This window comes from Methylobacterium sp. TK26 (assembly GCF_055361565.1).
In genome coordinates this window covers 85260-107268 of record NZ_CM143965.1, presented here as the reverse complement: position 1 = coordinate 107268, position 22009 = coordinate 85260, and the positions used below count along the sequence as shown (strand labels likewise).

22 protein-coding genes are annotated in these 22009 nt (G+C 68.9%); 11 read left to right on the top strand and 11 right to left on the bottom strand.

Translation table 11 applies throughout. The features are described from left to right. Positions 1–108 precede the first annotated feature (108 nt). A complete protein-coding gene (locus ACXJ1Y_RS00510) occupies positions 109–411 on the top strand; it encodes a hypothetical protein (RefSeq protein ID WP_463848253.1) in 303 nt (100 codons plus the stop codon). On the opposite strand, the gene ACXJ1Y_RS00505 is transcribed toward ACXJ1Y_RS00510, so the two are convergent. Together ACXJ1Y_RS00505 and ACXJ1Y_RS00500 are read right to left on the bottom strand one after the other, a co-directional pair. Next, entirely contained in the window at positions 408–893 is a 486-nt protein-coding gene (locus tag ACXJ1Y_RS00505; protein ID WP_463848252.1) for a glutathione peroxidase, read from the bottom strand. The genes ACXJ1Y_RS00510 and ACXJ1Y_RS00505 overlap by 4 nt on opposite strands. Before the next feature lie 63 nt (positions 894–956). Then, complete coding sequence (locus tag ACXJ1Y_RS00500; RefSeq protein WP_463848251.1) at positions 957–1505, bottom strand: hypothetical protein; 549 nt, start codon at positions 1503–1505, stop codon at positions 957–959. Positions 1506–1612: 107 nt separating this feature from the next. Here ACXJ1Y_RS00500 and ACXJ1Y_RS00495 point away from each other — a divergent pair, with 107 nt between their 5' ends. After that, a complete protein-coding gene (locus ACXJ1Y_RS00495) occupies positions 1613–2998 on the top strand; it encodes an aminotransferase (RefSeq protein WP_463848250.1) in 1386 nt (461 codons plus the stop codon). A gap of 10 nt (positions 2999–3008) precedes the next feature. On the opposite strand, the gene ACXJ1Y_RS00490 is transcribed toward ACXJ1Y_RS00495, so the two are convergent. Both ACXJ1Y_RS00490 and ACXJ1Y_RS00485 read right to left on the bottom strand, forming a co-directional pair. Next, a complete protein-coding gene (locus ACXJ1Y_RS00490; protein WP_463848249.1) occupies positions 3009–7076 on the bottom strand; it encodes a Pls/PosA family non-ribosomal peptide synthetase in 4068 nt (1355 codons plus the stop codon). Positions 7077–7218: 142 nt separating this feature from the next. Beyond that, a complete protein-coding gene (locus tag ACXJ1Y_RS00485) occupies positions 7219–7806 on the bottom strand; it encodes a histidine phosphatase family protein (RefSeq protein ID WP_463848248.1) in 588 nt (195 codons plus the stop codon). Between the two features lie 96 nt (positions 7807–7902). Between ACXJ1Y_RS00485 and ACXJ1Y_RS00480 the strand changes: the two genes are divergently transcribed. Further along, the gene (locus ACXJ1Y_RS00480) at positions 7903–8895 is read left to right on the top strand and encodes a polyphosphate kinase 2 family protein (protein WP_463848247.1); all 993 of its coding nucleotides are present in this window, start codon (positions 7903–7905) and stop codon (positions 8893–8895) included. A 16-nt stretch (positions 8896–8911) separates the two neighbouring features. Here the strand turns inward: ACXJ1Y_RS00480 and ACXJ1Y_RS00475 are convergent, their stop codons facing one another. Further along, on the bottom strand, positions 8912–10135 hold the full coding sequence (locus ACXJ1Y_RS00475) for a serine hydrolase domain-containing protein (RefSeq protein WP_463848246.1): 1224 nt from the start codon (positions 10133–10135) through the stop codon (positions 8912–8914). Positions 10136–10213: 78 nt separating this feature from the next. After that, positions 10214–10444: a hypothetical protein gene (locus tag ACXJ1Y_RS00470; protein ID WP_463848245.1), complete on the bottom strand. Its 231-nt coding sequence runs from the start codon at positions 10442–10444 to the stop codon at positions 10214–10216. Between the two features lie 150 nt (positions 10445–10594). On the opposite strand from ACXJ1Y_RS00470, the gene ACXJ1Y_RS00465 reads away from it, so the two are divergent. Then, positions 10595–12067: an MFS transporter gene (locus tag ACXJ1Y_RS00465; RefSeq protein ID WP_463848244.1), complete on the top strand. Its 1473-nt coding sequence runs from the start codon at positions 10595–10597 to the stop codon at positions 12065–12067. A gap of 9 nt (positions 12068–12076) precedes the next feature. Here ACXJ1Y_RS00465 and ACXJ1Y_RS00460 read toward each other — a convergent pair whose 3' ends face one another. Beyond that, positions 12077–12316 carry a hypothetical protein gene (locus tag ACXJ1Y_RS00460; protein WP_463848243.1) on the bottom strand — a complete coding sequence of 80 codons (240 nt, stop codon included), beginning with the start codon at positions 12314–12316 and terminating at the stop codon, positions 12077–12079. Between the two features lie 232 nt (positions 12317–12548). Then, positions 12549–13496 (bottom strand): glucokinase, encoded by a 948-nt coding sequence (locus tag ACXJ1Y_RS00455; protein WP_463849994.1) that lies wholly within the window; start codon positions 13494–13496, stop codon positions 12549–12551. Between the two features lie 320 nt (positions 13497–13816). Between ACXJ1Y_RS00455 and mqo the strand changes: the two genes are divergently transcribed. Beyond that, entirely contained in the window at positions 13817–15490 is a 1674-nt protein-coding gene (gene mqo / locus ACXJ1Y_RS00450; RefSeq protein WP_463848242.1) for a malate dehydrogenase (quinone), read from the top strand. 7 nt (positions 15491–15497) lie between these two features. On the opposite strand, the gene otsB is transcribed toward mqo, so the two are convergent. Further along, complete coding sequence (otsB, locus tag ACXJ1Y_RS00445; RefSeq protein ID WP_463848241.1) at positions 15498–16241, bottom strand: trehalose-phosphatase; 744 nt, start codon at positions 16239–16241, stop codon at positions 15498–15500. A 186-nt stretch (positions 16242–16427) separates the two neighbouring features. On the opposite strand from otsB, the gene ACXJ1Y_RS00440 reads away from it, so the two are divergent. Further along, positions 16428–16631 carry a hypothetical protein gene (locus ACXJ1Y_RS00440; protein WP_409564712.1) on the top strand — a complete coding sequence of 68 codons (204 nt, stop codon included), beginning with the start codon at positions 16428–16430 and terminating at the stop codon, positions 16629–16631. A gap of 41 nt (positions 16632–16672) precedes the next feature. Further along, positions 16673–17044: a DUF6894 family protein gene (locus ACXJ1Y_RS00435; RefSeq protein WP_463848240.1), complete on the top strand. Its 372-nt coding sequence runs from the start codon at positions 16673–16675 to the stop codon at positions 17042–17044. A gap of 4 nt (positions 17045–17048) precedes the next feature. On the opposite strand, the gene ACXJ1Y_RS00430 is transcribed toward ACXJ1Y_RS00435, so the two are convergent. Beyond that, the gene (locus tag ACXJ1Y_RS00430; protein ID WP_463848239.1) at positions 17049–17492 is read right to left on the bottom strand and encodes a DUF488 domain-containing protein; all 444 of its coding nucleotides are present in this window, start codon (positions 17490–17492) and stop codon (positions 17049–17051) included. Positions 17493–17768: 276 nt separating this feature from the next. Here ACXJ1Y_RS00430 and ACXJ1Y_RS00425 point away from each other — a divergent pair, with 276 nt between their 5' ends. Both ACXJ1Y_RS00425 and ACXJ1Y_RS00420 read left to right on the top strand, forming a co-directional pair. After that, a complete protein-coding gene (locus tag ACXJ1Y_RS00425; RefSeq protein ID WP_463849993.1) occupies positions 17769–18569 on the top strand; it encodes a glycoside hydrolase family 25 protein in 801 nt (266 codons plus the stop codon). A 129-nt stretch (positions 18570–18698) separates the two neighbouring features. After that, entirely contained in the window at positions 18699–19526 is an 828-nt protein-coding gene (locus ACXJ1Y_RS00420; protein WP_463848238.1) for a Crp/Fnr family transcriptional regulator, read from the top strand. Here the strand turns inward: ACXJ1Y_RS00420 and ACXJ1Y_RS00415 are convergent. Continuing rightward, complete coding sequence (locus tag ACXJ1Y_RS00415) at positions 19523–19900, bottom strand: VOC family protein (protein ID WP_463848237.1); 378 nt, start codon at positions 19898–19900, stop codon at positions 19523–19525. The two genes, ACXJ1Y_RS00420 and ACXJ1Y_RS00415, sit on opposite strands and share 4 nt — an antisense overlap. 194 nt (positions 19901–20094) lie before the next feature. Here ACXJ1Y_RS00415 and ACXJ1Y_RS00410 point away from each other — a divergent pair, with 194 nt between their 5' ends. Both ACXJ1Y_RS00410 and fabI read left to right on the top strand, forming a co-directional pair. After that, positions 20095–21030, top strand: coding sequence for a DnaJ C-terminal domain-containing protein (locus ACXJ1Y_RS00410; protein WP_463848236.1), 936 nt, complete (start codon positions 20095–20097; stop codon positions 21028–21030). 107 nt (positions 21031–21137) lie between these two features. Next, positions 21138–21962 (top strand): enoyl-ACP reductase FabI, encoded by an 825-nt coding sequence (gene fabI, locus ACXJ1Y_RS00405; protein ID WP_463848235.1) that lies wholly within the window; start codon positions 21138–21140, stop codon positions 21960–21962. Positions 21963–22009: the final 47 nt, after the last annotated feature.

Below are 22009 nucleotides of genomic sequence, written 5' to 3'. Positions count from 1 at the left end.
GCAACATCGCTGCCCGGCTTTCACCATAATCGCCCGGCCGCGAAACAACCTCTGGCGGAACCCGCCTCCGTCATATTAGCATCGGCCCGTCAAGAATTCGGCTGCCCGATGTCCGTCCCTTCGACCGACGAAAACACCTTTATCGACGATCTGACGGCGATTTTAGGTCGCGCGCGGGGTCCTCGCGAACGGGACTCGCGTATCGCGCTGTTCGAGTCGCTATCTCGGCTCGAAAAGCAAGCATTCGTGGGCGGCGCGTCGGCGGTTACTCTCGGCCGGCTGGCAGAAAGCCGGTTCCTGGCGGGGATCCTGCGGGAGTCCGTCTCGCCCATCCGCTACCAGAGCGTGCGCGGCACCCGCCAACTCTGGAACGCCGCGCCCGATTTCCGCGCGAGCCACGAGCCCGCCTAGACCCTCAGCGCCTTGTCGATGGCGCCGGCGAGCGAGGCCGGGCGATCCTTGGGCGCGAAGCGCGCGATGGGCACGCCGTCCCGCCCCACGAGGAACTTCGTGAAGTTCCACTTGACCGCCGCCGTCCCGAACAGGCCGCGGCGGCTGCGGGTGAGATAGGCGAAGAGCGGATCGGCGTTCGGGCCGTTCACCTCGACCTTGCCGAGGATGGGGAACGTCACGTCGTAGCTCAGCGAGCAGAACCGCGCGATTTCCGCCGCATCCCCCGGCTCCTGCTTGCCGAACTGGTTGCAGGGAAAGCCGAGCACGGTGAGCCCCGCCTCGCGCCGCGCGCGCCAGAGGTCTTCGAGGCCGGCATATTGCGAGGTGAAGCCGCAGCGCGACGCGGTGTTGACGATGAGCAGCGCCTGGCCCCGGTACTGCGCCAGCGGGTGCGGGCTCCCGTCCCCTTCGTGGACGGTGAAATCGTGAACTGTGGTCATTCCGTCCGGCTTTTCCTGGCTCCCGCGATCCATAGAGCATCGGGGCCCCTCACCGGAATAGGCTCATGCCGGCTGCGGCGATGGGCGGACCTTTTCGACATCGAAGGTGAGGCCCTGCGGGGTCATCCGCTCGCGGGTGACGATGCGCTCGTCGGGGGCGATGATCCCGAGGGGGACGTCCCTGTCGGGCAGGACCATCGTCGTCGTCTTGTTGACGTGGACGAGGACGTGCCGGCCCTTGGCCGCCGAGGCCACGGCCCAGCGGCGCAACTGCCCGTAATAGGGCTCGCGCCGCCACGCATTCGCCTGCCCCGGATCGACCTGAACGTTCATGTTGCGGGTCGTCGGATCGAGGCTCAGCACCATCTTGGCGCGCTCCGGCTTCCATTCCGGGCCGAGCCAACCTTCCGTCATCCAGAGGCAATGGAAGGCGCGGCAATGGTCCGGCCGCGTCGCGTGAATCGCGCAGCCCCGGCCGGACAGGGTGTGCCGGCACCATTGCCCGGCGACGCTCTCCACCGCCGGCACGTCGTAGACCTTGCAGCACAGGGTGCAGGTGCCGCAGGCGCGGCCGGGCGCGGGGTGGGCGACGTAGCTGTCGGGGCTCTGCATCGGATGGTCCGGCATGCGTCCGGGGAAGAGGGATCGCGGACGACGGACCTATCTGCGCAGGCATCGTGCCGGTAGTGTGGCACGGCCCATTGTCCAGGAGCGCCTGCATGCTCTCGAACCTCGCGACCCGCGACGTCGAAACTCTGCTCCACCCCTACACGCATCTCGCGAACCACCGCCGCACCGGCCCATTGGTGCTGGAGCGCGGGGACGGCGTGCACGTCTACGACGCGGAAGGCCGCCCCTATATCGAGGGCATGGCGGGGCTGTGGTGCACGGCGCTCGGCTATTCCAACGCGGAACTCGTCGAGGCGGCGCGGGAGCAGATGGGCCGCCTGCCCTTCTCGCATCTCTTCTCCGGCCGCAGCCACGACCCGGCCATCGAACTGGCCGAGACGCTGAAGGAGCTGATGCCGGTCCCGACCTCGAAGGTCTTCTTCTGCTCGTCGGGCTCGGAGGCAAACGACACGCAGGTGAAGCTCGCGTGGTACTACAACAACGCCCTCGGGCGGCCGAACAAAAAGAAGATCATCGCCCGCAAGAAGGGCTATCACGGCGTCACCATCGCCAGCGCCTCCATGACGGGCCTGCCGGCCAACCACATGGACTGGGATCTGCCACTGCCGGGCTTCCTCCACGTCTCGACCCCGCACCATTACCGGGGCGCCGAGCCGGGCGAGAGCGAGGAAGCCTATTCCGCCCGCCTCGCCAGTGAGCTGGAAGAGACGATCCTGCGCGAGGGGCCCGAGACGGTCGCCGCCTTCATCGCCGAACCGGTGATGGGCGCGGGCGGCGCGATCATCCCGCCGAAGGGCTACTTCCCGGCGATCCAGGCCGTGCTGACGAAGTACGACGTGCGGTTGATCGCCGACGAGGTGATCTGCGGCTTCGGCCGGCTGGGCACATGGTTCGGCGGCGAAACGCTCGACATGCGGCCGGACACGATCTCCTTCGCCAAGGCCGTCACCTCCGGCTACGTACCGCTCGGCGGCATCAGCATCGACCCGCCGCTCTACGAGGCGCTGCTGGGGCAGAGCGAGAAGCTCGGCGGCTTCGGCCACGGCACGACCTATTCCGGGCATCCCGTCGCCTGCGCCGTCGCGATCAAGGCCATCGAGATCTACAAGCGCGACCGCGTGATCGAGGGCGCGGCGGAGAAGGCCCCGCACTTCCAGCGGCGCCTCTCGGCGCTGGCCGAGCACGACATCGTCGGCGAAGCCAAGGGCATGGGCCTGATCGGCGGCCTGGAGATCGTCGCCGACAAGGCGAGCCGCCGGCAATACGATCCGAAGGTGGGCGTCTCCGCCCGCTGCGTCGCCTTCGCCCAGGAGGAAGGGCTGATCGTCCGCTACCTCTCGGGGGATCGCGTGGCGGTGTGCCCGCCGCTCATCATCACGCGTGAGGAGATCGACACGCTGTTCGATCGCCTGACGCGGGCGCTCGACCGGACCCGTGACTGGATCCGCGCCGAGGGGCTGACGGCGATCGGCTAGGCGCCACCGCCTACGCCGTGTGGATCACCGGCACGGCGGGGGCGCCCTCCCACTCGGTGTTGGCCGGGATCGACTCGCCCTTCATGACGATGGTGAGCGGCCGCAGCCGGGCGTAGTCGCCGACCTTGGTATCGTAGAGCACCGTCGAGAACGACCCGACCGACACGCCGCGCCCGACCACGACGCGGCCGATCTTCATGATGCGGTCCTCGTAGAGGTGGGTCTGCAGCGCGGAGACGCGGTTGATCGTGCAGAAATCGCCGATCTCGACGCAGTCGAACTCGGTGATGTCGGTGGTGAGCATGCACACCCCCTGCCCCACCTTCACCCCGAACAGGCGCAGCGCCCAGGGCAGAAACGGCGTGCCCTGCAGGTGTTCGAGGAGCACCTTGCCGGCGAGCCCCCAATAGGCCACCGCGATGGCCTCGGTGCGCATGGCCCACCACGACCACATCGGCTGCATGCCGGGGCGATAGACGCCCATCAGCAGCCACTTCATCGCGATGACCGCCGAGGATTGGATCAGCGCGATGACCACGCTCACCGTGATGAAGCTGACCGCCAGCCCCGTCCAGTCGCGCTCCAGGATCGCCGGGTAGAAGTACCAATCGATCGAGGTGATCGCGAGGGTGATGTAGAGCATCGGCGAGAACGAGGTCGAGAACGCCTCGAACACGCCGCGCCGCACCTTCGGCCACAGGCCGGGCTCGTAGGTCTGCGCGGCCGAGCCGAGATCGACCCGCTGCCGCGCCGGCAGGCGGATCGGCGGAGAGCCGAACCACGTCTCGCCGGGCGCCATCGCGTCGTTGGCCGGGGGCTTGGACTTGATGCCGATGAGCACGTCGTCCGGGATCACCGCGCCCGGCGGCACCACCGCATCGTTGCCGACGAAGACGCGCTTGCCGGTCTGGACCGGATCGAGATGCATCCAGCCCCGGCGGATCTCCTCCTCGCCGAACACCACCTCGTCGGCGATGAAGTTGCGTGCGCCGACCTCCGCGAGGTCGTAGCGGCCCGCGAGGTTGGTGGAGATCTCGGCCCCCTCGCCCATCCGGGCGCCCATCAGCCGGTACCACGCGCGCATGTAGACGGTGGCGAACAGCGAGGCCAACGTCTCCAGCGTCACCTCGACGGCGAGCGCCAGCGACCACTTCCGCAGGTAGAACAGGGAGTGGATCGAGTAGGTGCCGTGCCGGGTGCGCGGCAGGATCGACCAGCGCAGGCCGGTGATGAGCAGCACCGTGCCGGCGGTCATCAGCATGGCGGTCGGCCATGTGAGGATCGGCAGGTAGAAGTGATAGTCGATGTCGGTGATGTCGGAGAGCGAATCCGAGATCTGGTCGAAGATGAAAAAGGCCGGGAAGATCGGCAGCAGCCCGACCGCCGGGATCGCCCCGAGCAGCAGGACGTAGATCAGCCCGAACGCTGCGCGCCGCCGTGGGCTCGCGGTCGCCTGCGCGGGCAGGTCGCCCGTCTCGGCCATGCCGACCTTGCGGCCGGGGGAGCCGTCCCACCGCTCGGCGGCACCGACACGGGTGCGCGAGGGGATGGTGGTGAGGTCGGCGATCTCGGCCTGCGGGCCGATCACCGTGTCGTGGGAGATAACGCAGGACGTGCCGATGGCGGCGTCCGCGCCGATCTCGACCCGACCGATGACGAGTTCGTTGCCGACGATCTCGGCATTGGCGATGACGAGCCGCCCGCCGAGCGACGCGCCGTCGCCGATGGTCAGGAGGTCGGGGGCGCCGATCTCGATGTCGGAGATCAGCGTGTCCTTGCCGACCTTGGCACCCATCAGGCGCAAGTAGCTGGCGATGGCCGGTGAGCCCTGGAGCCACTTCACGTGGACCAGCGGCGCGAGGCGCTGCGCCAGCCACCAGCGGTAGTAGTAGACACCCCAGAGCGGATAGCGGCCGGGCTTCGTCCGCCCGAGCACGAGCCATTTGCCCGCCACCGCGATGGCCGCCGTCACCGCGTTGATGGCGATGTAGACGAGGAGCAGCACGCCGAGCTCGGCGAAGAAGCTCAGGCCGCCGCCGGTCAGCAGCAGGTAGGTCACGAAGATGCCGAGCCACTGGACGGTAGCGAGCGCGATCAGGAAGGGCAAGGCCACCGCCTGCGCGAGGCCGCATAGAGCCCGGCGCAGGAGCGGCGGCGGCGCGAAGCTCAGGTCCCGCACGGCGGCCTCGGCGCCGACGCCCCCGGTCCGCTCGATCAGGGCGTCGGCCATCGCCCGCAGGGTGCGCTTGGCGTAGACGTCGGGCAGGGTGATGCCGGCGAGCGCCGGCGTCTCACGCACGGCGGAGACGAACCGCGCGGCCAGCAGCGAATGCCCGCCGAGGTCGGCGAAGAAGTCGCCCTCCAGGGGGATCGGCTGCGCGCCGAAGATCTGCTTGGCGGCGGCGAGCAACGCGGCCTCGGTGTCGTTCTGCGGCGGCTCCTGCTCGCCGTCGGCGGCGACCACCGTCAGCGGGGCGATCTTCAGCGCCTTGCGGTCGACCTTGCCGGAGGTGAGGCGCGGCAGGGTTTCCGTCACCTCGAAATGGCCGGGCACCATGTAGGGCGGCATCTCGGCCGCGAGGCGCTTGCGCAGCGAGGGCGTGTCGAGGCTGTGTCCGCGCTCGGGGATGAGAAAGGCGACGAGCCGGTCCACCCCGTCATCCGAGCGCAGCACCACCGCCGCCTGGTTGATCTCCGGCACGGCGCGGATGCGCGATTCGATCTCGCCCAGCTCAACCCGGAAGCCCCGGATCTTCACCTGATCGTCGATGCGCCCGTGGAAGAGGATGTGCCCGTCCGCGTCGAGGGAGACGGCATCGCCCGAGCGGTAGAGGATCCGGTCCGACCCGTCCGAGGCGAAGGGATTCGCGATGAACTTCTCGGCCGTCAGTTCCGGCCGCTGCAGGTAGCCCGCCGCGACGCCGGGGCCGCCGATCAGCAACTCACCCTGCTCGCCGTGTCCGAGGAGGCGAAGCTCCTCGCTCGCCACGTAGACGGAATAGTTCGGGATCGGCCCGCCGATGGTCACGGGCTCGCCGGCATGCATCTCGGCGGCGGTGGCTACCACGGTGGCCTCGGTCGGCCCGTAGGTGTTGAACAGCTTGCGCTTCGCGGTCGCCCATTTGGCGATCAGCGGCTCGGGCAGAGCCTCGCCGCCGAGCAGCACGAGGCGGACCTTGGGCAGGTCCCCGGTGATCATGGCGAGCAGGGTCGGCACCGTGTCGAGGACGGTGATGTCGTTGGCGGCGATGATGCCGGGCAGCGCCTCGACATCGCCCATCATCGACGGGCTCGCCACGAACAGGGTCGCGCCGACGAGGTAGGGGACCCAGATCTCCTCCATCGAGAGATCGAAGGCGACGGAGGCGCCCTGGAACACCACGTCGTCCGCCCGCATCCCGTAGAGGGCGTTCCCGGAGCGCAGGAAGTGGCAGATGTTGGCATGGCTGATGACGATGCCCTTCGGCACGCCGGTCGAGCCGGAGGTGTAGATCAGGTAGGCCGGATGGCCGGGGGTGAGGCCCTTCGCCCGCGCATCGGGCACGGGGGCGTCGGCGGGGGTGTCCCTGTCGAGCGCGGCGGGCGTCAGGGCGGGAGTGCCGGCGGGCGCCTGGGCTTCGAGCGCCGGGGAGACGAGGAGCGCCTTGGCGGCGGCGTCCCCGAGGCAGATGCCCACCCGGTCGGCGGGCGCCTCGGCGTCGAAGGGCAGCCACGCGGCGCCCGAGAGGCTGATGCCGATCTGCGTGACCAGGAGGTCCGGCCCGCGCGCCATCCAGAGGCCGACCACGTCGCCCGGCCCGATGCCGCGATGCGCCAGCCCGGCGGCGATCCGCTGCGCCCGCGCCACGACCTCAGCGTAGCTCAGGTGCGGATGCAGCCCGCCCGTGCCGAGGGCGGCCCCGTCGATCAGGCAGGGATGGTCGCCGCGTGCCCCGGCGGAGGCGAGGAAGATCTCGCCGAGCACCTCGTCGCGGATCAGGTCGGGCCGGCGGTCGCCGTACAGGACCGCCCCCTCCCTCGACGGCCGCGCGCCCATGGCCGCCGTGGCGGGCAAGGACTTCTCGGCGAGGTCGCTCATGCGCTGCTCCGCTGCCGGCTCTACCCGCCGGCGCATGTCAATCTGGCGCCCTATACCCTGCGGATCGTGCCGTTAGCGAGGCGGCTTTCCACCGGAACGGCCCCGCGACGGTGACGAAGTCTCGACCGTGGCTTGCGGGTCATCAGGCCCAGTGCCAACCCTTGGCTTCCACGACCAGCACCTCGCCCTGGCGGATGCCGAGGCGCGGGGCGGCGTAGATGTCCATCTGGCCGAGGGCGACCAGCATCGCACGGGCGACACCCCCGTGAGCGACGACCACCGAGACCGGAGGGAGTTCCGCGAAGAAAGGCGCCACGCGCTCGGCCAGCATCGCGTAGCTTTCCGCGCCGATGCCCGGCGGGCGATAGTGCCAGCGGTTGCGGTCGCGCTGGCTGGCCGCCGCCGGGTCCCGCCGCCGGATCTCGGCCCAGGTCGAACCCTCCCACGCGCCGAAGCCGATCTCCCGCAGGCGCGGATCGGTGGCGTAACGCTCCGGCGGCAGGCCGAGCGTCCCGCGCAGGATTTCCATGGTGCGCCGGGTCCGGGTCAGCGGGCTCGCGATATACGTGGCATCCGCCAGCGTCGGGCCGGCGACGGCCGCGAGGCGGGGCGCCACCGCGGCGGCCTGCGCCTCGCCGATGGCGTTCAGGTCGATATCATGGGCACCTTGAAGACGGCCCTCCGCGTTCCAGCCGGTCTGGCCATGCCGGATAAAATAGATAGTCCGCAAACCCCACGTTCCTTACGAGGAACACGGCCACGGGAACGAGGCATCAGCCCGACCGTTCCGATGCCGCTGAGCAACGCCCCCCACAGGCCTCACCGGATGTCCAAGAAGCACGCCAAGCATGATTGCGGCCAGCCCATTACCGGCAGGCAGGTAGCAGACCGGGACGATCTCTCCCACGGACATTTGCACCCACCCTCGACATCCCTGTGGGCGAACGCCGCCGGCCTGATCGCCGGGGCGAAGCCCGATGCGCTCGAGGCGCCTGTCGTGAGCCCCATCGTGCCGACCCCCGGCCTCGTCGCCGTGGCGCCGGGCGCGACATTCGGCCTCGCGGGCGTCGACACGCGGGAGAACGGCGGCCTCGACAAGGGCTGGGCCGAGGAACAGCTGCGCAAGGAGCGGGCGCGCATCTCCGACCTTCAGGAGAGGCTCTATGCCGAGCGGCGGCGCAGCCTGCTCATCGTGCTGCAGGCCATCGATACTGGCGGCAAAGACGGCACGATCCGCGCCGTGCTGAAGGGCGTGAACCCGCAGGGCTGCACCATTGCCTCGTTCAAGGTGCCCTCCCATGAGGAATTGGACCACGATTTCCTCTGGCGGTATCACCGCCGCACCCCCGGCAAGGGGATGATCGGCGTGTTCAACCGCAGCCATTACGAGGACGTGCTGGTGGTGCGGGTGAAGGGCCTCGTGCCGGATGAGGTCTGGCGTTCGCGCTACACGGCCATCAACGATTTCGAGCGGCTTCTCACCGAGAGCGGCACCACGGTCCTGAAGTTCTTCCTGCACATCTCGAAGGACGAGCAGAAGGCGCGGCTGGAAGCCCGCATCGCCGATCCCGCCAAGCACTGGAAGTTCGACCCGGCGGACCTCGTCGAGCGCAAGTCGTGGGATTCCTACCAGACGGCCTTCGCGGACGCCCTCGGGCGCTGCTCGACGCCGCATGCCCCGTGGCTCGTGGTGCCGGCCGACCGGAAGTGGTTCCGCAACTACGCCGTGGCCAAGACCGTCGCCGACACCCTCGAAGCGATGGACCCCCGGTTTCCCGAGGGGCCGCAGGACATTGCGGACCTGACGGTGCCGGATTGAGCCGGCCCCGCGCGGGTCAATCCACCAGCGCCGCGTAGGTCAGCACCCGCAGTTCCTTCCTAATCGGCAGGGCCGAGGACGGGACGAGCTGCGTCATCAGCACGACGGCCAGATCCTCCGCCGGATCGATCCAGAACGCCGTCGAGGCCATGCCGCCCCAGGCGACCTCCCCCGGCGTGCCGACGATCTGCGCCTTGGCCGGATCGAGCATCACCGAGAAGCCGAGGCCAAAGCCGATCCCGGCATAGGAGGTCTCGGCGAAGCGCGGCGTGCCCATGGCCGCGAGGTCGCCCGGCAGGTGGTTCGCCGTCATCAGCGCCACGGTCTTGCGGCCGAGGAGCCGGCGCCCGTCGAGTTCGCCGCCGTTGAGGATCATCCGGCAGAACCGGTGGTAATCGGCCGCCGTCGAGACGAGGCCGCCGCCGCCGGAGGGAATGGCGGGCGGCTGCGCGAAGCTGCTCTCGACCGATCCGTCGAAGGGGCGCAGCCTGCGCTCCCGGTCATAGGCATAGCAGGCGCAGAAGCGGTCCATCCATTCGGGATGGACGTGGAAATCCGTGTCCACCATGCCGAGCGGGGCGATCACCTCCTCGCGGAGGTAATCCGCGAAGGGGCGGCCGGAGACCACCGCCACGAAATGGCCGAGCACATCGGTGGCGACGCTGTAGTTCCAGGCCGCGCCGGGCTGGGCCAGCAGCGGCGCCGAGGCCGTCCGCGCCGACATCTCGGCGAGGGTGCCCTCGCGGGCCAGGAAGTCGATGCCCTTCTCGCGATAGACCGCATCGACCAGCGTCGCTTCCATGAAGCCGTAGGTCAGGCCGGCGGTGTGGGTGAGGAGGTCGCGCACCGTGATCGGCCGCTTGGCCGGCTCGGTCTCGATCCTGGCACGGTTGCCGCCCACCGCCACCCGCATCTCCGCGAATTCCGGCAGGAAGCGCGAGACCGGGTCGTCGAGCTGGAACAGGCCCTGCTCGTAGAGCTGCATCACCGCCACGGAGGTGAGCGGCTTCGTCATGGAATAGATGCGCGCCACCGTCTCCAGGGTGAACGGCGTGCCGCGCGCGAGGTCGGCCTGCCCGCAGGCGCGGGCGAAGACGGTCTTGCCGCGCCGCTGCATCGACACCGAGAGGCCCGCGAGCCGCCCGTCCGCCACGAGCCGGTCCATCCACGGCGCGATCCGGGCGAGACGCTGCGGGCAGACGCCCGCCTCACGCAGATCCGTGTCGGTGGCCACACCCATCCGCCTCTCCTGTCGCCCGTCGAATCTTCCCCGACGCTGTACGCGCACCGAGGTTCCGGGGCGAGCGGAAGCGAGGACTCAGCGCGGCTCGACGAGGGGCGGATAGACGATGCGCACGTCCCGTCGCGGGGCATCCTCCGAGGACGCGAACAGCGCCCTCACCGGCTCGCTCGGGCGTAGAGCCCAGCGCTCCTCCGCCCCCATGGCGACGCGCGCCCTGCCGGCGGGCAGCGCGGAATCCGCCGCGCCGGTCGGGAAGGAGGCGAAGCCGGTGGTGACGAAAAGGGCGAGGAGCAGACGGAGGCGCATGGCGATCACTCGTTGTGAGCGCAGCCAGGGTGACGCCAGGGTGGTGAAGACGGGATCGAACCGAATCGGCTGGGCGATTGTTGCGAACAGCAATCCCGAGTTGCGGTTTACTGCTTCTCACGACTTTTGGTGAATGGGGGACCGCGCAGCATGGCGACCAAGGTGGAAGGGGTAGCCGGTACGCCCGAGCGCGCCGAGATCGGCAGCGTCGTCGATACGGACATCGCGGGGCGCCTCGACCGCCTGCCCTGGGGCCGCTTCCATGTGCTCGTGATCGTGGCGTTGGGCATCACCTGGGTGCTCGACGGGCTCGAGGTGACGCTGGCGGGCTCCCTCGTCGGGGCGTTGCGCCAGCCGCCGATGTCCTTCTCCGAGTTCGACGTGGGGCTCGCGGCCTCCTCCTACCTCATCGGCGCGGTGACGGGCGCGGTGGGCTTCGGCTGGCTGACCGACCGGATCGGCCGCAAGAAGCTCTTCTTCATCACCCTGGCGCTCTACCTCGTCGCCACGGCGGCCACCGGCCTGTCGTGGAACGTGGCGAGCTTCTGCTTCTTCCGCTTCCTCACCGGCGCGGGCATCGGCGGCGAGTACACCGCCATCAACTCGACCATCCAGGAACTCGTGCCGGCGAGCGCGCGGGGCTGGACCAACCTCGTCATCAACGGATCGTTCTGGATCGGTGCGGCGCTCGGCTCCTTCATGTCGATCGTGCTGCTGAAGCCGGAGGTGATCGATCCGGCCTGGGGCTGGCGCGTCGCCTTCCTGACCGGCGGCGCCATCGGCCTCGTGATCCTGTTCCTACGGCGCTGGATTCCGGAAAGCCCGCGCTGGCTTGCGACCCACGGCTACACCGCCGAGGCCGACCGGGTGGTGACGAGCATCGAGAAGCGCTTCACCGATGCGGGCGTCACCCTCCCGCCGCCGGACCCGAAGAAGCACACCAAGATCCGGGTCCGCCACCACACGCCCCTCTCGGACGTGGTGCACTCGATGTTCGTGACGAGCCGCAAGCAGACCGTCGTCGGCCTCTGCCTGATGGTCGGGCAGGCGTTCTTCTACAACGCCCTGTTCTTCACCTACGCCCTGGTGCTGGAGAAGTTCTACCAAGTGCCGGGCGGGCAGGTCGGCTGGTATCTGCTGCCCTTCGCGCTGGGCTCGTTCCTCGGGCCGGTGGTCCTCGGACGGCTGTTCGACACGGTCGGGCGCCGGCCGATGATCGCCTTCACCTACGGCATCTCCGGCGTGATGCTGATCGGGGCGGGCTACCTGTTCCTCATCGACGCCTTCGGCCCCGTGGGCCAGACGGTGGTGTGGATGGCGGTGTTCTTCTTCGCCAGCGCGGCGGCCTCGTCGGCCTACCTCACCGTGGCGGAAACCTTCCCGCTGGAGATCCGGGCGCTCGCCATCGCCGCCTTCTATGCCATCGGCACGGGGGTCGGCGGCGTCTCGGGTCCGCTGCTCTTCGGGTCGCTCGTGGAGAGCGGCTCGCGGGAATACGTCTTCTTCGGCTACCTGCTGGGCGCGGTGCTGATGATCGTCGCCGCCGTGGTGGGCGGCATCTGGGGGACCGCCGCCGAAGGGCGGTCCCTCGAAGATGTGTCCAAGCCGCTGGCCGCGGCCTGACCCACCGCCTCAGCGGTTGGCGACGTCGATCCGGGACGCGGCGGCCGAGAACGGGCGCGGCGTCTCAGTGGTCGGCACCGGCTGGGGCGTCACGGTGAATTCGCCGGCCGGGTGGATGGCGCGGATCTCGCGGGCATGCTCACGGCTGATCGGCGGGGTCACGTTGATCCGGTCGTCGGCCGAGGCGATGCCGGCCGCGAAGGTCGCCGCGGCGATAGCGGACGACGCAAGAAAGATAATCGTGCGCATTGTGTGCTCCGATGCGACACCGGGGTATTCCGGCCCGCAAAAGAAAACACAGAATTGGTGCGTCGCGGTTTGAAAATTTCGCAATGCAACAAAGCGCGGGACGTCAAGATCGCCTGCGCTATGGTTCCCATTGCCAAGGTAAACAGACCGCGACGGCTGTAACAAGCCATGCGCCCAGCGCATGATTTGCGCTATTTCAATTGTATGACATGTCCGCAGCGGGCGGCTCGGATCACTCCGGGCGGCGCCAGACCTGCCCGTGATAGACGAACTTCGCGCCGTCGCTCGCCAGCGCCGACAGCCCGTTGAAGGCGGGGTCCTGCACCGTGATGACGCTGGTGGGGATGCCCCGCATCATCGCCGAGAAGGGCGCCTTGCGCTCGAAGGCCTCGCGGAATCCGCTCTCCTCCAGCACCTTCAGGATGCGCGGCGCGATGCCGCCGCCGATATAGACCCCGCTGGTGGCGAGGAAGGTCAGGGCGAGGTCGCCGCAGACCCGGCCGAGCAGCCGGGCGAACAGGCCGAGCGTTTCGACCGCATGGGGATCTGAGGCATCGAGCCCGGCTTCCGTGACGGCGGCGGGGTCGATCTTGTCGTGCGGGCGCCCGGTGCGGACATGCACCACCGCCGCGTGCAGCCGCGCGAGGCCGGGGCCGGAGAGCACCGTCTCGACGGTGATGCGGTCCTCGACGCGCTCCAGCGCGTGCCAGACCTGCTCCTCGAACGGATCCGCCGGGCCGATATCGGTATGCCCCGCCTCCGTCGAGACGATGGCGAGGTGGGAGGAATACGGCACCAGCGCCGCCGCGCCGAAGCCCGTGCCCGGCCCGAGCACCACGCGGGCGCCCCCCGGAATGGGATGGCTGCGGCCGATGGGGGTGAGGTCGTGCGGCTCGATCTCCGCCGCGCCGGCCGCCACGGGGACGTAATCGTTCACGATCGTCGCCGAGGACAGGTCGAAATCCCCGGCGATCCGCTCGCCGCTCACCTTCCAATGGGCGTTCGTGAGCTGGATCTCCGGCCCGTCGATCCGCCCCGCGATGGCGAGGATCGTCGAGCGCGGCGGCGGCGCGTCCCGGCCCGCCTTGCCGAGCGCGGCGCGGATCGCAGCGGACGGGTCGGCGTGGTCGGCGGTCGCCTCGTGCGAGAGCGTGCGCGGCTTGTCGCCCTTTCGCTCCACGAGGCCGAAGCGGGCATTCGTGCCCCCGATGTCGCCGATGAGGACCGGGAACTCGAACATCAGCACTCACCTCCCCGCCGCGCGGACAGCGCAGGCCACGCCCTGTTTGGCAAATGCCGCCCGGCACGGGAAGGCCTCACGGCGACCCTTGCATCCGGCGCGGCCCCCCGTTGCAGCGCACAAGGCTTGAGCATTGGCGGCACCTCGGCGAGGAGTCGGTCGTCAAATTTAGCTGTAGCCGCCCGCAAATAAAATTTAACTCTGTCAGAGAACCGCCGGTAGCAATGATCGACCACGACAACCGCTCTTCCGAGCAGGATATGAACGATAGTTCCGTTGGCTTCAGCCGCCGGCAACTTATCGGGACTGCGCTGACCGGCGCCGCGGCGGCTTCGCTGCCGGCTACGATTGCGGGCGCGGCCGGCGATACTCGCAAGGTCGACGTGTTGCTGATCGGCGGCGGCATCATGAGCGCCACCCTCGGCGTGTGGCTGCGCGAGCTCGAGCCCGACTGGTCGATGGAGATGGTGGAGCGCCTGGACGGCGTCGCGCTGGAAAGCTCCAACGGCTGGAACAATGCCGGCACCGGCCATTCCGCCCTGGCGGAGCTAAACTACACCCCCGAGGATACGAAGGGCCGGGTCACGATCGACAAGGCCGTCGCGATCAACGAGGCGTTCCAGATCTCCCGCCAGTTCTGGTCCTGGCAGGTGAAGAACGGCGTCCTCCGGAACCCGCGCAGCTTCATCAACTCGACGCCGCACATGAGCTTCGTGTGGGGCGAGGAGAACGTCTCGTTCCTCAAGCGCCGCTACGAGGCCCTGAAGGCGAGCCCGCTTTTCTCCAGCATGCAGTTCTCGTCGGACCCCGAGCGCATCAAGGCCTGGGTGCCGCTGATGATGGAGGGCCGCGACCCGCAGCAGAAGATCGCCGCCACCTGGGCGCCGGTCGGCACCGATGTCGACTTCGGCGAGATCACCCGCCAGTTCGTCGGCCATCTGAAGAGCGCGCCGAAGTTCGATCTGAAGACCGGCACCGAGGTCGAGGCCCTGACCCGCAACGGTGACGGCTCCTGGCGCGTGACGATCCGCAACGTGAAGACCGGCGCGCCCGACACGGTCGATGCCAAGTTCGTCTTCATCGGCGCGGGCGGGCGGGCGCTCCACCTGCTGCAGAAGTCGGGGATTCCCGAGGCCGAGGATTATGCCGGCTTCCCGGTGGGTGGCTCGTTTCTCATCAACGAGAACCCGGACGTCACGGCGCTGCACCTCGCCAAGGCCTACGGCAAGGCATCGGTGGGCGCCCCGCCAATGTCGGTGCCGCATCTCGACACCCGCATGCTCGGCGGCAAGCGCGTGATCCTGTTCGGACCGTTCGCGACCTTCTCGACCAAGTTCCTGAAGGAGGGCTCGTATCTCGACCTGCTCTCCTCGACCACCGCGAGCAACGTGTGGCCGATGATGCGGGTCGGCATCGACCAGTATCCGCTGGTGGAATACCTCGCCGGCCAGCTCATGCTGTCGGACGAGGACCGCTACCAGGCCCTGCGCGAGTACTTCCCGAACGCGAAGAAGGGCGAATGGCGCCTGTGGCAGGCGGGCCAGCGGGTGCAGATCATCAAGCGCGATGCCGAGAAGGGCGGCGTGCTGAAGCTCGGCACCGAGATCGTCAGCGCAAAGGACGGCAGCATCGCCGGCCTGCTCGGCGCCTCGCCGGGGGCCTCGACCGCCGCGCCGATCATGCTCTCCGTGCTGGAGAAGGTCTTCGCCAAGAAGGTCGCGACGCCCGAGTGGCAGGAGAAGATCCGCCGCATCGTCCCGAGCTACGGCACCAAGCTCAACGAAGATCCGCAGAAGGCCTTCGAGTCGCTGGCCATGACCAGCGAGACGCTGCAGCTCACCCCGCCGCCGCGCGTCGAAGCGGCGGTTCCGGCCCCGGTCGGTGCGCCGGCCGACGACGTGGTGGTGAAGCCCGTCCCCGACATGGCGCCCTAAGGCCCCGTCAGGCGGGCGGCAGCGCGTCCGGGTCGATCGGTTCTCCGGCGGCCCAGGCGGCGATGAGCGCCCGCACCGCCGCCGGATCCGGCAGGCGGCGGGCGGCGGCGGTTTCGCCGTCGCCGACGCGCACCGCCACGCCGCCATCCTCGGTGACGCTCGCAAAGGCGATCTCGTCGGTCTTGTCGTCGCCGAGGAAGATGGCCCGGCGGCCCGCATAGGGCGCCTCTTCCAGGAAGGTGCGGATCGCCACGGCCTTGGTCGCCGTCGCCGGCACGATCTCACCCACCGCCTTGCCGAGTTGCAGCCGGTAGGCGCCGCCGAGCAAACCGGCCGCCTCCTTCACCAGCGCCTCGGCGCGCTGCGCGTCCTCCGCACTCGCCAGCCGCCAGTGCACGGCGACGGACGCGCCCTTGTCCTCGATCAGCACGTTGGCGAGCGGCGCCGAATCGGCGTGCAACCGCTCCACCTGCCGACGCAGGTCCGGGTGATCCTCGGGCCGCCCGCCGACGATCTCGCCCTCGCGCCGCCGCTCCACGCCGTGCAGCCCCGCCGCATCGAACCGCGCCGGCGTGAGGAACCCGTCGATCTGCGCGATGGGCCGCCCGCTGACGAGGGCGAGCGCGCCGCCGAGCCGCCGCCGCAGGGCTTCGAGATTGTCGATCAGCCCCGGCTCGACCACCACGGCATCGGGCCTCGGCGCGATGTCGACGAGGGTGCCGTCGAAGTCGAGGAAGAGGGCGTAGTCCATGCTGCGGTCCTGACGATCTGGAGTTCTGTGGCGGCCGTGCCGGAGGTAGCGCACGGGCCGGTGCGCGCAACGGGAAGCACCGTCGAGCGGGCGATCCCCTCAATCCACAGCAATCCACCGCCCGAAGATACGGCATGGTAACGAGACCGGCCGAACCTGCCGGTATTCCTTCGCCGGACAGCGGACATGATGACAAGCCAGCAACTTGCCGAGGAACTGAAGCGCATCGCGACGGCCCAGGTGAGCGACATCACGCGGGCTGTGAAGGAAGGCCAGAAGTCGATCGCCCTCAACGAGGTGCGGGACATGGCCCGCCGCATCGGCCTGCTCGCCGACGCCTTCGACCCCAAATCGGCCGCCGAACCCGACAGGGACGTCGAGGCCGCCTGAACCCGGCCTCCCGGCCTCCCTCGCAAGAAAGCCTCGCCCTCATGCGTGCCTTCTTCAACATCGTCATCAACGGAAAGGTCGTGCCCGACCGCGTCGGCCAGGATGTGGGCGACACGGCGGCTCTGCGCTTCGCCGCCTCCACCGTGGTGCGCGGCATCGTCCAGCGCCACGGCGGCGAGGCCAAGCTCCTCGACGCCTCGCTCCTCGTCACCGACGAGGCGGGCGCCGAGCTGATGGAGATTTCCTTCTTCGAGGCGCTTTACCTGCCGGTGTCGGCGGAGGCCGATCCGAACCGGCGCCGGCCGGAAGCCCGCGCCGAACGGCCGAACGCCCTGCTGGACGCGGCGCTCAAGCCGATGCGCCGCTTCGCCGGGGCGGTGAGCGCCCGCGTCCAGGCCATCGCGCAGGCCTGACCGGCTAGCCAAACAGGTCCTCGACCACGAAGCCGCGCGGCGCTAGCCGCTCGGCCAGCAGTCGGCGATGGCAGCGGGCCGGATCGCGCTCGAAGCAGAGGAGGCATGTCGGCGCCTTCTCCGCGAGGGCCGACAGCTCATCGAGCGCGGCGATGCCGCCCGCCGTCTCCAGCACCTCCTCGCAATAGATGCGCTTCAGCAGCGCCGCATCGTCGGCGCGGGCGGCCTCGCGGCCGGATTTCGGCGTGCCGAGGGCGCGCAGATGCGCGTAGCCGAGCCCGGCTTCCTCCAGCCCCGTCTTCAGGGCGCCCTTCGAGAAGCCGCGCTTGCGCGAATTCGCCACGGCGCGGACATCGGCCAGCACGGCGACCCCGGCCGACTGCAGGGCGTCCCGCAGGCGCTCCGGATCGAGCCCTTCGTAGCCGATGGTAAACAGTCTCTTGCTCACGGCAGCCCGACCCGACTTTCCTTGCGTTGCCGGGACTTAGGCTCCGTCACCGGCTTCTCCAAGCGTGGCAGGCTGTGGGTATGTCACTGGCCGGCAACGCATCCCGAAATTCCGCCGCAATGATCGCAAAGGTCCGTTAACTGCACAGGGGTCATCGAATAGTCCTCTCGTAAGCGCTTTTCGGAGAAACGGGCGGTGGCGCTGATGTCGCGGACTAGAGTGTCTACACCGCTCTTCGGGGGCTCCATTTCCGCGTCGCTGTCGGCCGTTCTGCGGATGTCGCGCCGGGCGCTCGCTGTGGCCACCCTCGCGGGCCTCGCGGCCTGTTCCAGCAACCCCGATTTCTACCCCACCAAGGGTGACGTGAAGCCCCATCCGGGCGTAGCCAAGGCCAAGCTCCACCCGATCCAGGGCATCGACATCTCGAAGTGGCAGGGCAACGTCGATTGGGCCTCCGTCCGCGCCTCCGGCACGCAATTCGCCTTCATCAAGGCAACCGAGGGCGGTGATCACGTGGACGAGCGCTTCCGGGCGAACTGGGATGGGGCCGCCGCCGCCGGCATTCCGCGCGGGGCCTATCACTTCGTCTTCTGGTGCCGCTCGGCGCGGGACCAGATGACGTGGTTCAAGAAGAACGTCCCCAACGATCCGAGCGCCCTCCCCCCGGTTCTCGATGTGGAATGGAACGGCCATTCCCAGACCTGCCCGCGCAAGCTCCCCAAGGAGCAGGCCCTGTCGATGGTGCGGGAGATGCTTGAAGAGATGGAGCGCTACACCGGCAAGCGCCCGATCATCTACACGGACATCACCTTCCACAAGGACGTGCTGGAAGGCGAATTGCCGGACTATCCGCACTGGCTGCGCTCCACCGCCGCCGAGCCCGAGCAGCGCTTCGTGAACCGCCGCTGGATGCTCTGGCAGTTCACCTCCACCGGCCGCGTCCCCGGCGTGCGGGGCGACGTGGATCGGAACGCCTTCTACGGCACCCCCTCCGATTGGGCGTCCTTCCTGTCCACCGACTGTGATCCGAGAGATCACAAGCGCTTGTCTTCACAAGGAATTTGCACCGACAAGTAGCAGCAATGCTACGGATTGACGAAACCTCACTAATTTAGCTGATTTTGTCGTCAATTGGTCTATTCTTGAACAGACACCACAGAGCACATTGAGTAGGGAGTAGGAAGTACAGGCGCTATCAACGAAGCGATGCCCGCCGAACCCGCTCCCAACCTTGAATCCAACCTGCTGTTGAAAGCCCTGCGCGGCTTCGACCGAGAGTTGCTGCAGCCGCATCTGGAGGCGATCAGCTACGGCAAGGGCGGCACGATCTTTGAGGCGGGCGCGCCGGTCACGCACATCACCTTCCCCTGCGAGCACGCGGTCGTCACCCTGGTGATCACCACGAGCGACGGGCGCAGCGCCGAGACGGCGACGATCGGGCATGAGGGAGCCGTCGGCGGCATCGTCAGCCAGGGCTATGTGCCGGCCTCCACCCACGCCGTCGTGCAGATCGCCGGGCCGATGCTGCGGATCGAAGCCGCCACCCTGCAGGAGGCCAAGCGGCAGTCGCGGCACGTCCGCGACCTGTTTGCCCGCTACTCCGATTGCCTCCTGGCGCAGGTCCTTCAATCCTCCGCCTGCAACGCGCTGCATCCGATCGAGCAACGCTGCCTGCGCTGGCTGCAGACCCTGCACGACCGGATCGGCTCGCCCGTCCTGCCGATCACCCACGAGCTTCTGGCGGCGATGCTCGGCGTTCAGCGGACCTATCTCACGCGCATCCTGCGGGTCTTGCAGGAGCAGGGGCTCATCAAGGTCGGGCGCGGCCGGATCACGGTGCTCGACCGGCGCCGGATGGAAGAGGTGTCCTGCGACTGCCACGCCCGCGTGCGCGACCATTACCGGACCGTGCTCGGCGCCGTGTACGATGACAGCGGCCTAGTGGGGATCGACCCGCACCAGAGCCGCTTCATGGCGAGCGATCCCGAGGCGGATCAGCGGATCCGCTTCGTCCAGCCGAGCCCCGGCCGTTAGCGCCGTTCGAGCAATTCGATGATCGCCCCGTCCGGGGCGTCGAGGAACACGATGCGCAGGCCGGGGCCGCGCTGGATGATGTCTGTCCGGAACACCACGCCGCGCCCTGTCAGGTCGGCCACCGCCGCCTCGATGTCCTCGACGGCGAGGCCGATATGCTCGACGCCGAGGCAGGGCGTCGTCGCGGCCGGATGCACGTCGTCGGTGGCCTGCTCGATGAACACCGTCAGGCCGCCCAGGTCGAGGATCACCCGCTGTACGGGATCGACGCCGACACGGCCGGTCTCGCGGGCGCCGAACATCGCCGTGTAGAACGCGGCGGCCGAGACGGCATCGCGGCTGCGCAGGTGGACGTGATCGCAACGGTAGGTCATGGCTTCCGGCATCGAGCGGTGGACAGCGGGAGTGTAGGCCCGCGTCACGATCATGGCGATGCGCCCGCCGCGCATTTCGCCCGCTTGACGGCGACGCCTTTCGCGCAGAGTTTTGCGACCAGCACCGTTGCAGAGATGCAACAGGCTTCCCACATGGGAAGTACCCCCGCTTCGCCGAAAGCAATCTACGACCGATGCGCAACCCATACGATGTTCTGGGCGTGCCCAAGGCTGCGAGCGAGGCCGACATCAAGAAGGCCTATCGCAAGCTCGCCAAGGAGTTTCACCCCGACCGCAACAAGACCGACGTGAAGGCCAAGGACCGGTTCGCGGAAGTGAACTCGGCCTACGAGATCCTGGGCGACGCCGACAAGCGCAAGCAGTTCGACCGCGGCGAGATCGACGCAGACGGCCGGCCGCGCGCGAGCGGCTTCGAAGGGTTCGGCGGCTTCGGCGGCGGTGGCGGCGGCGGCGGAGGACGCGGCTTCGACTTCGAATCCATGGCGCGCAACCAGCGCGGCGGCATGGGCGGCGGCGGCATGGGCGAGGACATCTTCTCGCACATCTTCGGCGAGGCCTTCCGGGCCGGCGGCGCCGGGCCGGGTGCGCGCCAGGCTCCGCGCGGCGAGGATGTCTCGGCCGAACTGATCGTCACCCTCGAACAGGTCGGCGGCGAGGAGAAGCTGCGCCTCAACCTGCCCACAGGCCGCGAGGTCGACGTGATGATCCCCAAGGGCGTGGTCGATGGCCAGACGATCCGTCTGCGCGGTCTCGGCTATGGCGGTGGGCCGCGCGCGGAGCCGGGCGACGCCCTCCTCACCATCCGCATCCAGCCGCACCCGCGCTTCAAGACCGAGGGGGCGGACCTGCGGGTAAGCGTGGACGTCCCGTTGGACGATGCGATCCTCGGCGGGACGATCCGGGTTCCGACCCTGACCGGCGCCGTCGAGATGAAGATGCCGCCGATGACCAGTTCGGGCCGCACCTTCCGCCTGCGCGGCAAGGGCCTGCCCAGGAAAGACGGGACGCGGGGCGACCTCTTCGCCACCACGGCGATCACGCTGCCGGCCGGCGACGACGAGGCCCTGGCCGAGTTCGCCCGGGCCCGCCGGGCCGCACGGGTCGGCTGAAAGCGTCAATCCGGCCCGCTCCGTTGCGGGTCGGACTTCCGTCCCCGTCCCGCCTCCGCTAAGGGAACCCCCGGCGCTACCGGCGCCGCGTTATACCGGGAAGCGTCATGGCGGAACACGGGCACGGGATTCTGGCAGGCAAGCGGGGGGTGATCCTCGGGGTCGCCAACAACCGTTCGATCGCCTGGGGCATCGCCCGCAGCGCCCGCGCCCACGGCGCCGAACTGGCCTTCACCTACCAGGGCGAGGCGCTGCGCAAGCGCGTGGAGCCGCTGGCTAAGGAACTCGACGCGCAGGTCATCGGCCATTGCGATGTCACCGACGCTGCGTCCATCGACGCGGTGTTCGCCGAAGCCGGGCGCATCTTCCCCGAGGGCATCGATTTCGTCGTCCATTGCATCGCCTTCTCCGACAAGGACGAGCTGACGGGGCGCTACCTCGAAACCTCCGAGGAGAACTTCACCAAGTCGCTGCTGATCTCCTGCTACTCCTTCACGGCGGTGGCGCAGCGCGCGGAGAAGATCCTGCGGCCGGGCGGCTCGCTGCTGACGCTGACCTATTACGGCGCCGAGAAGTGGATGCCCCACTACAACGTGATGGGCGTGGCCAAGGCGGCGCTGGAAGCCTCCGTCCGTTACCTCGCCGCCGACCTCGGTCCGAAGGACATCCGCGTGAACGCGATTTCGGCCGGGCCGATCAAGACTCTCGCCGCCTCCGGCATCGGCGACTTCCGCTACATACTGAAGTGGAACGAGTACAACGCGCCGCTCCGGCGCACGGTGACGATCGGTGAGGTCGGCGAGACGGCCGCCTACCTTCTCTCCGGCATGGCGGCCGGCATGACGGGCGAGATCCTGCACGTCGATGCGGGCTACCACGTCGTCGGCATGAAGAATCCCGAGGCGCCCGACCTGTCCCTCGACAAGGACTGAGCGGCCCGCATCGGCGCAACAAAAAAAGGCCTGCCCCGGTCCCCCGA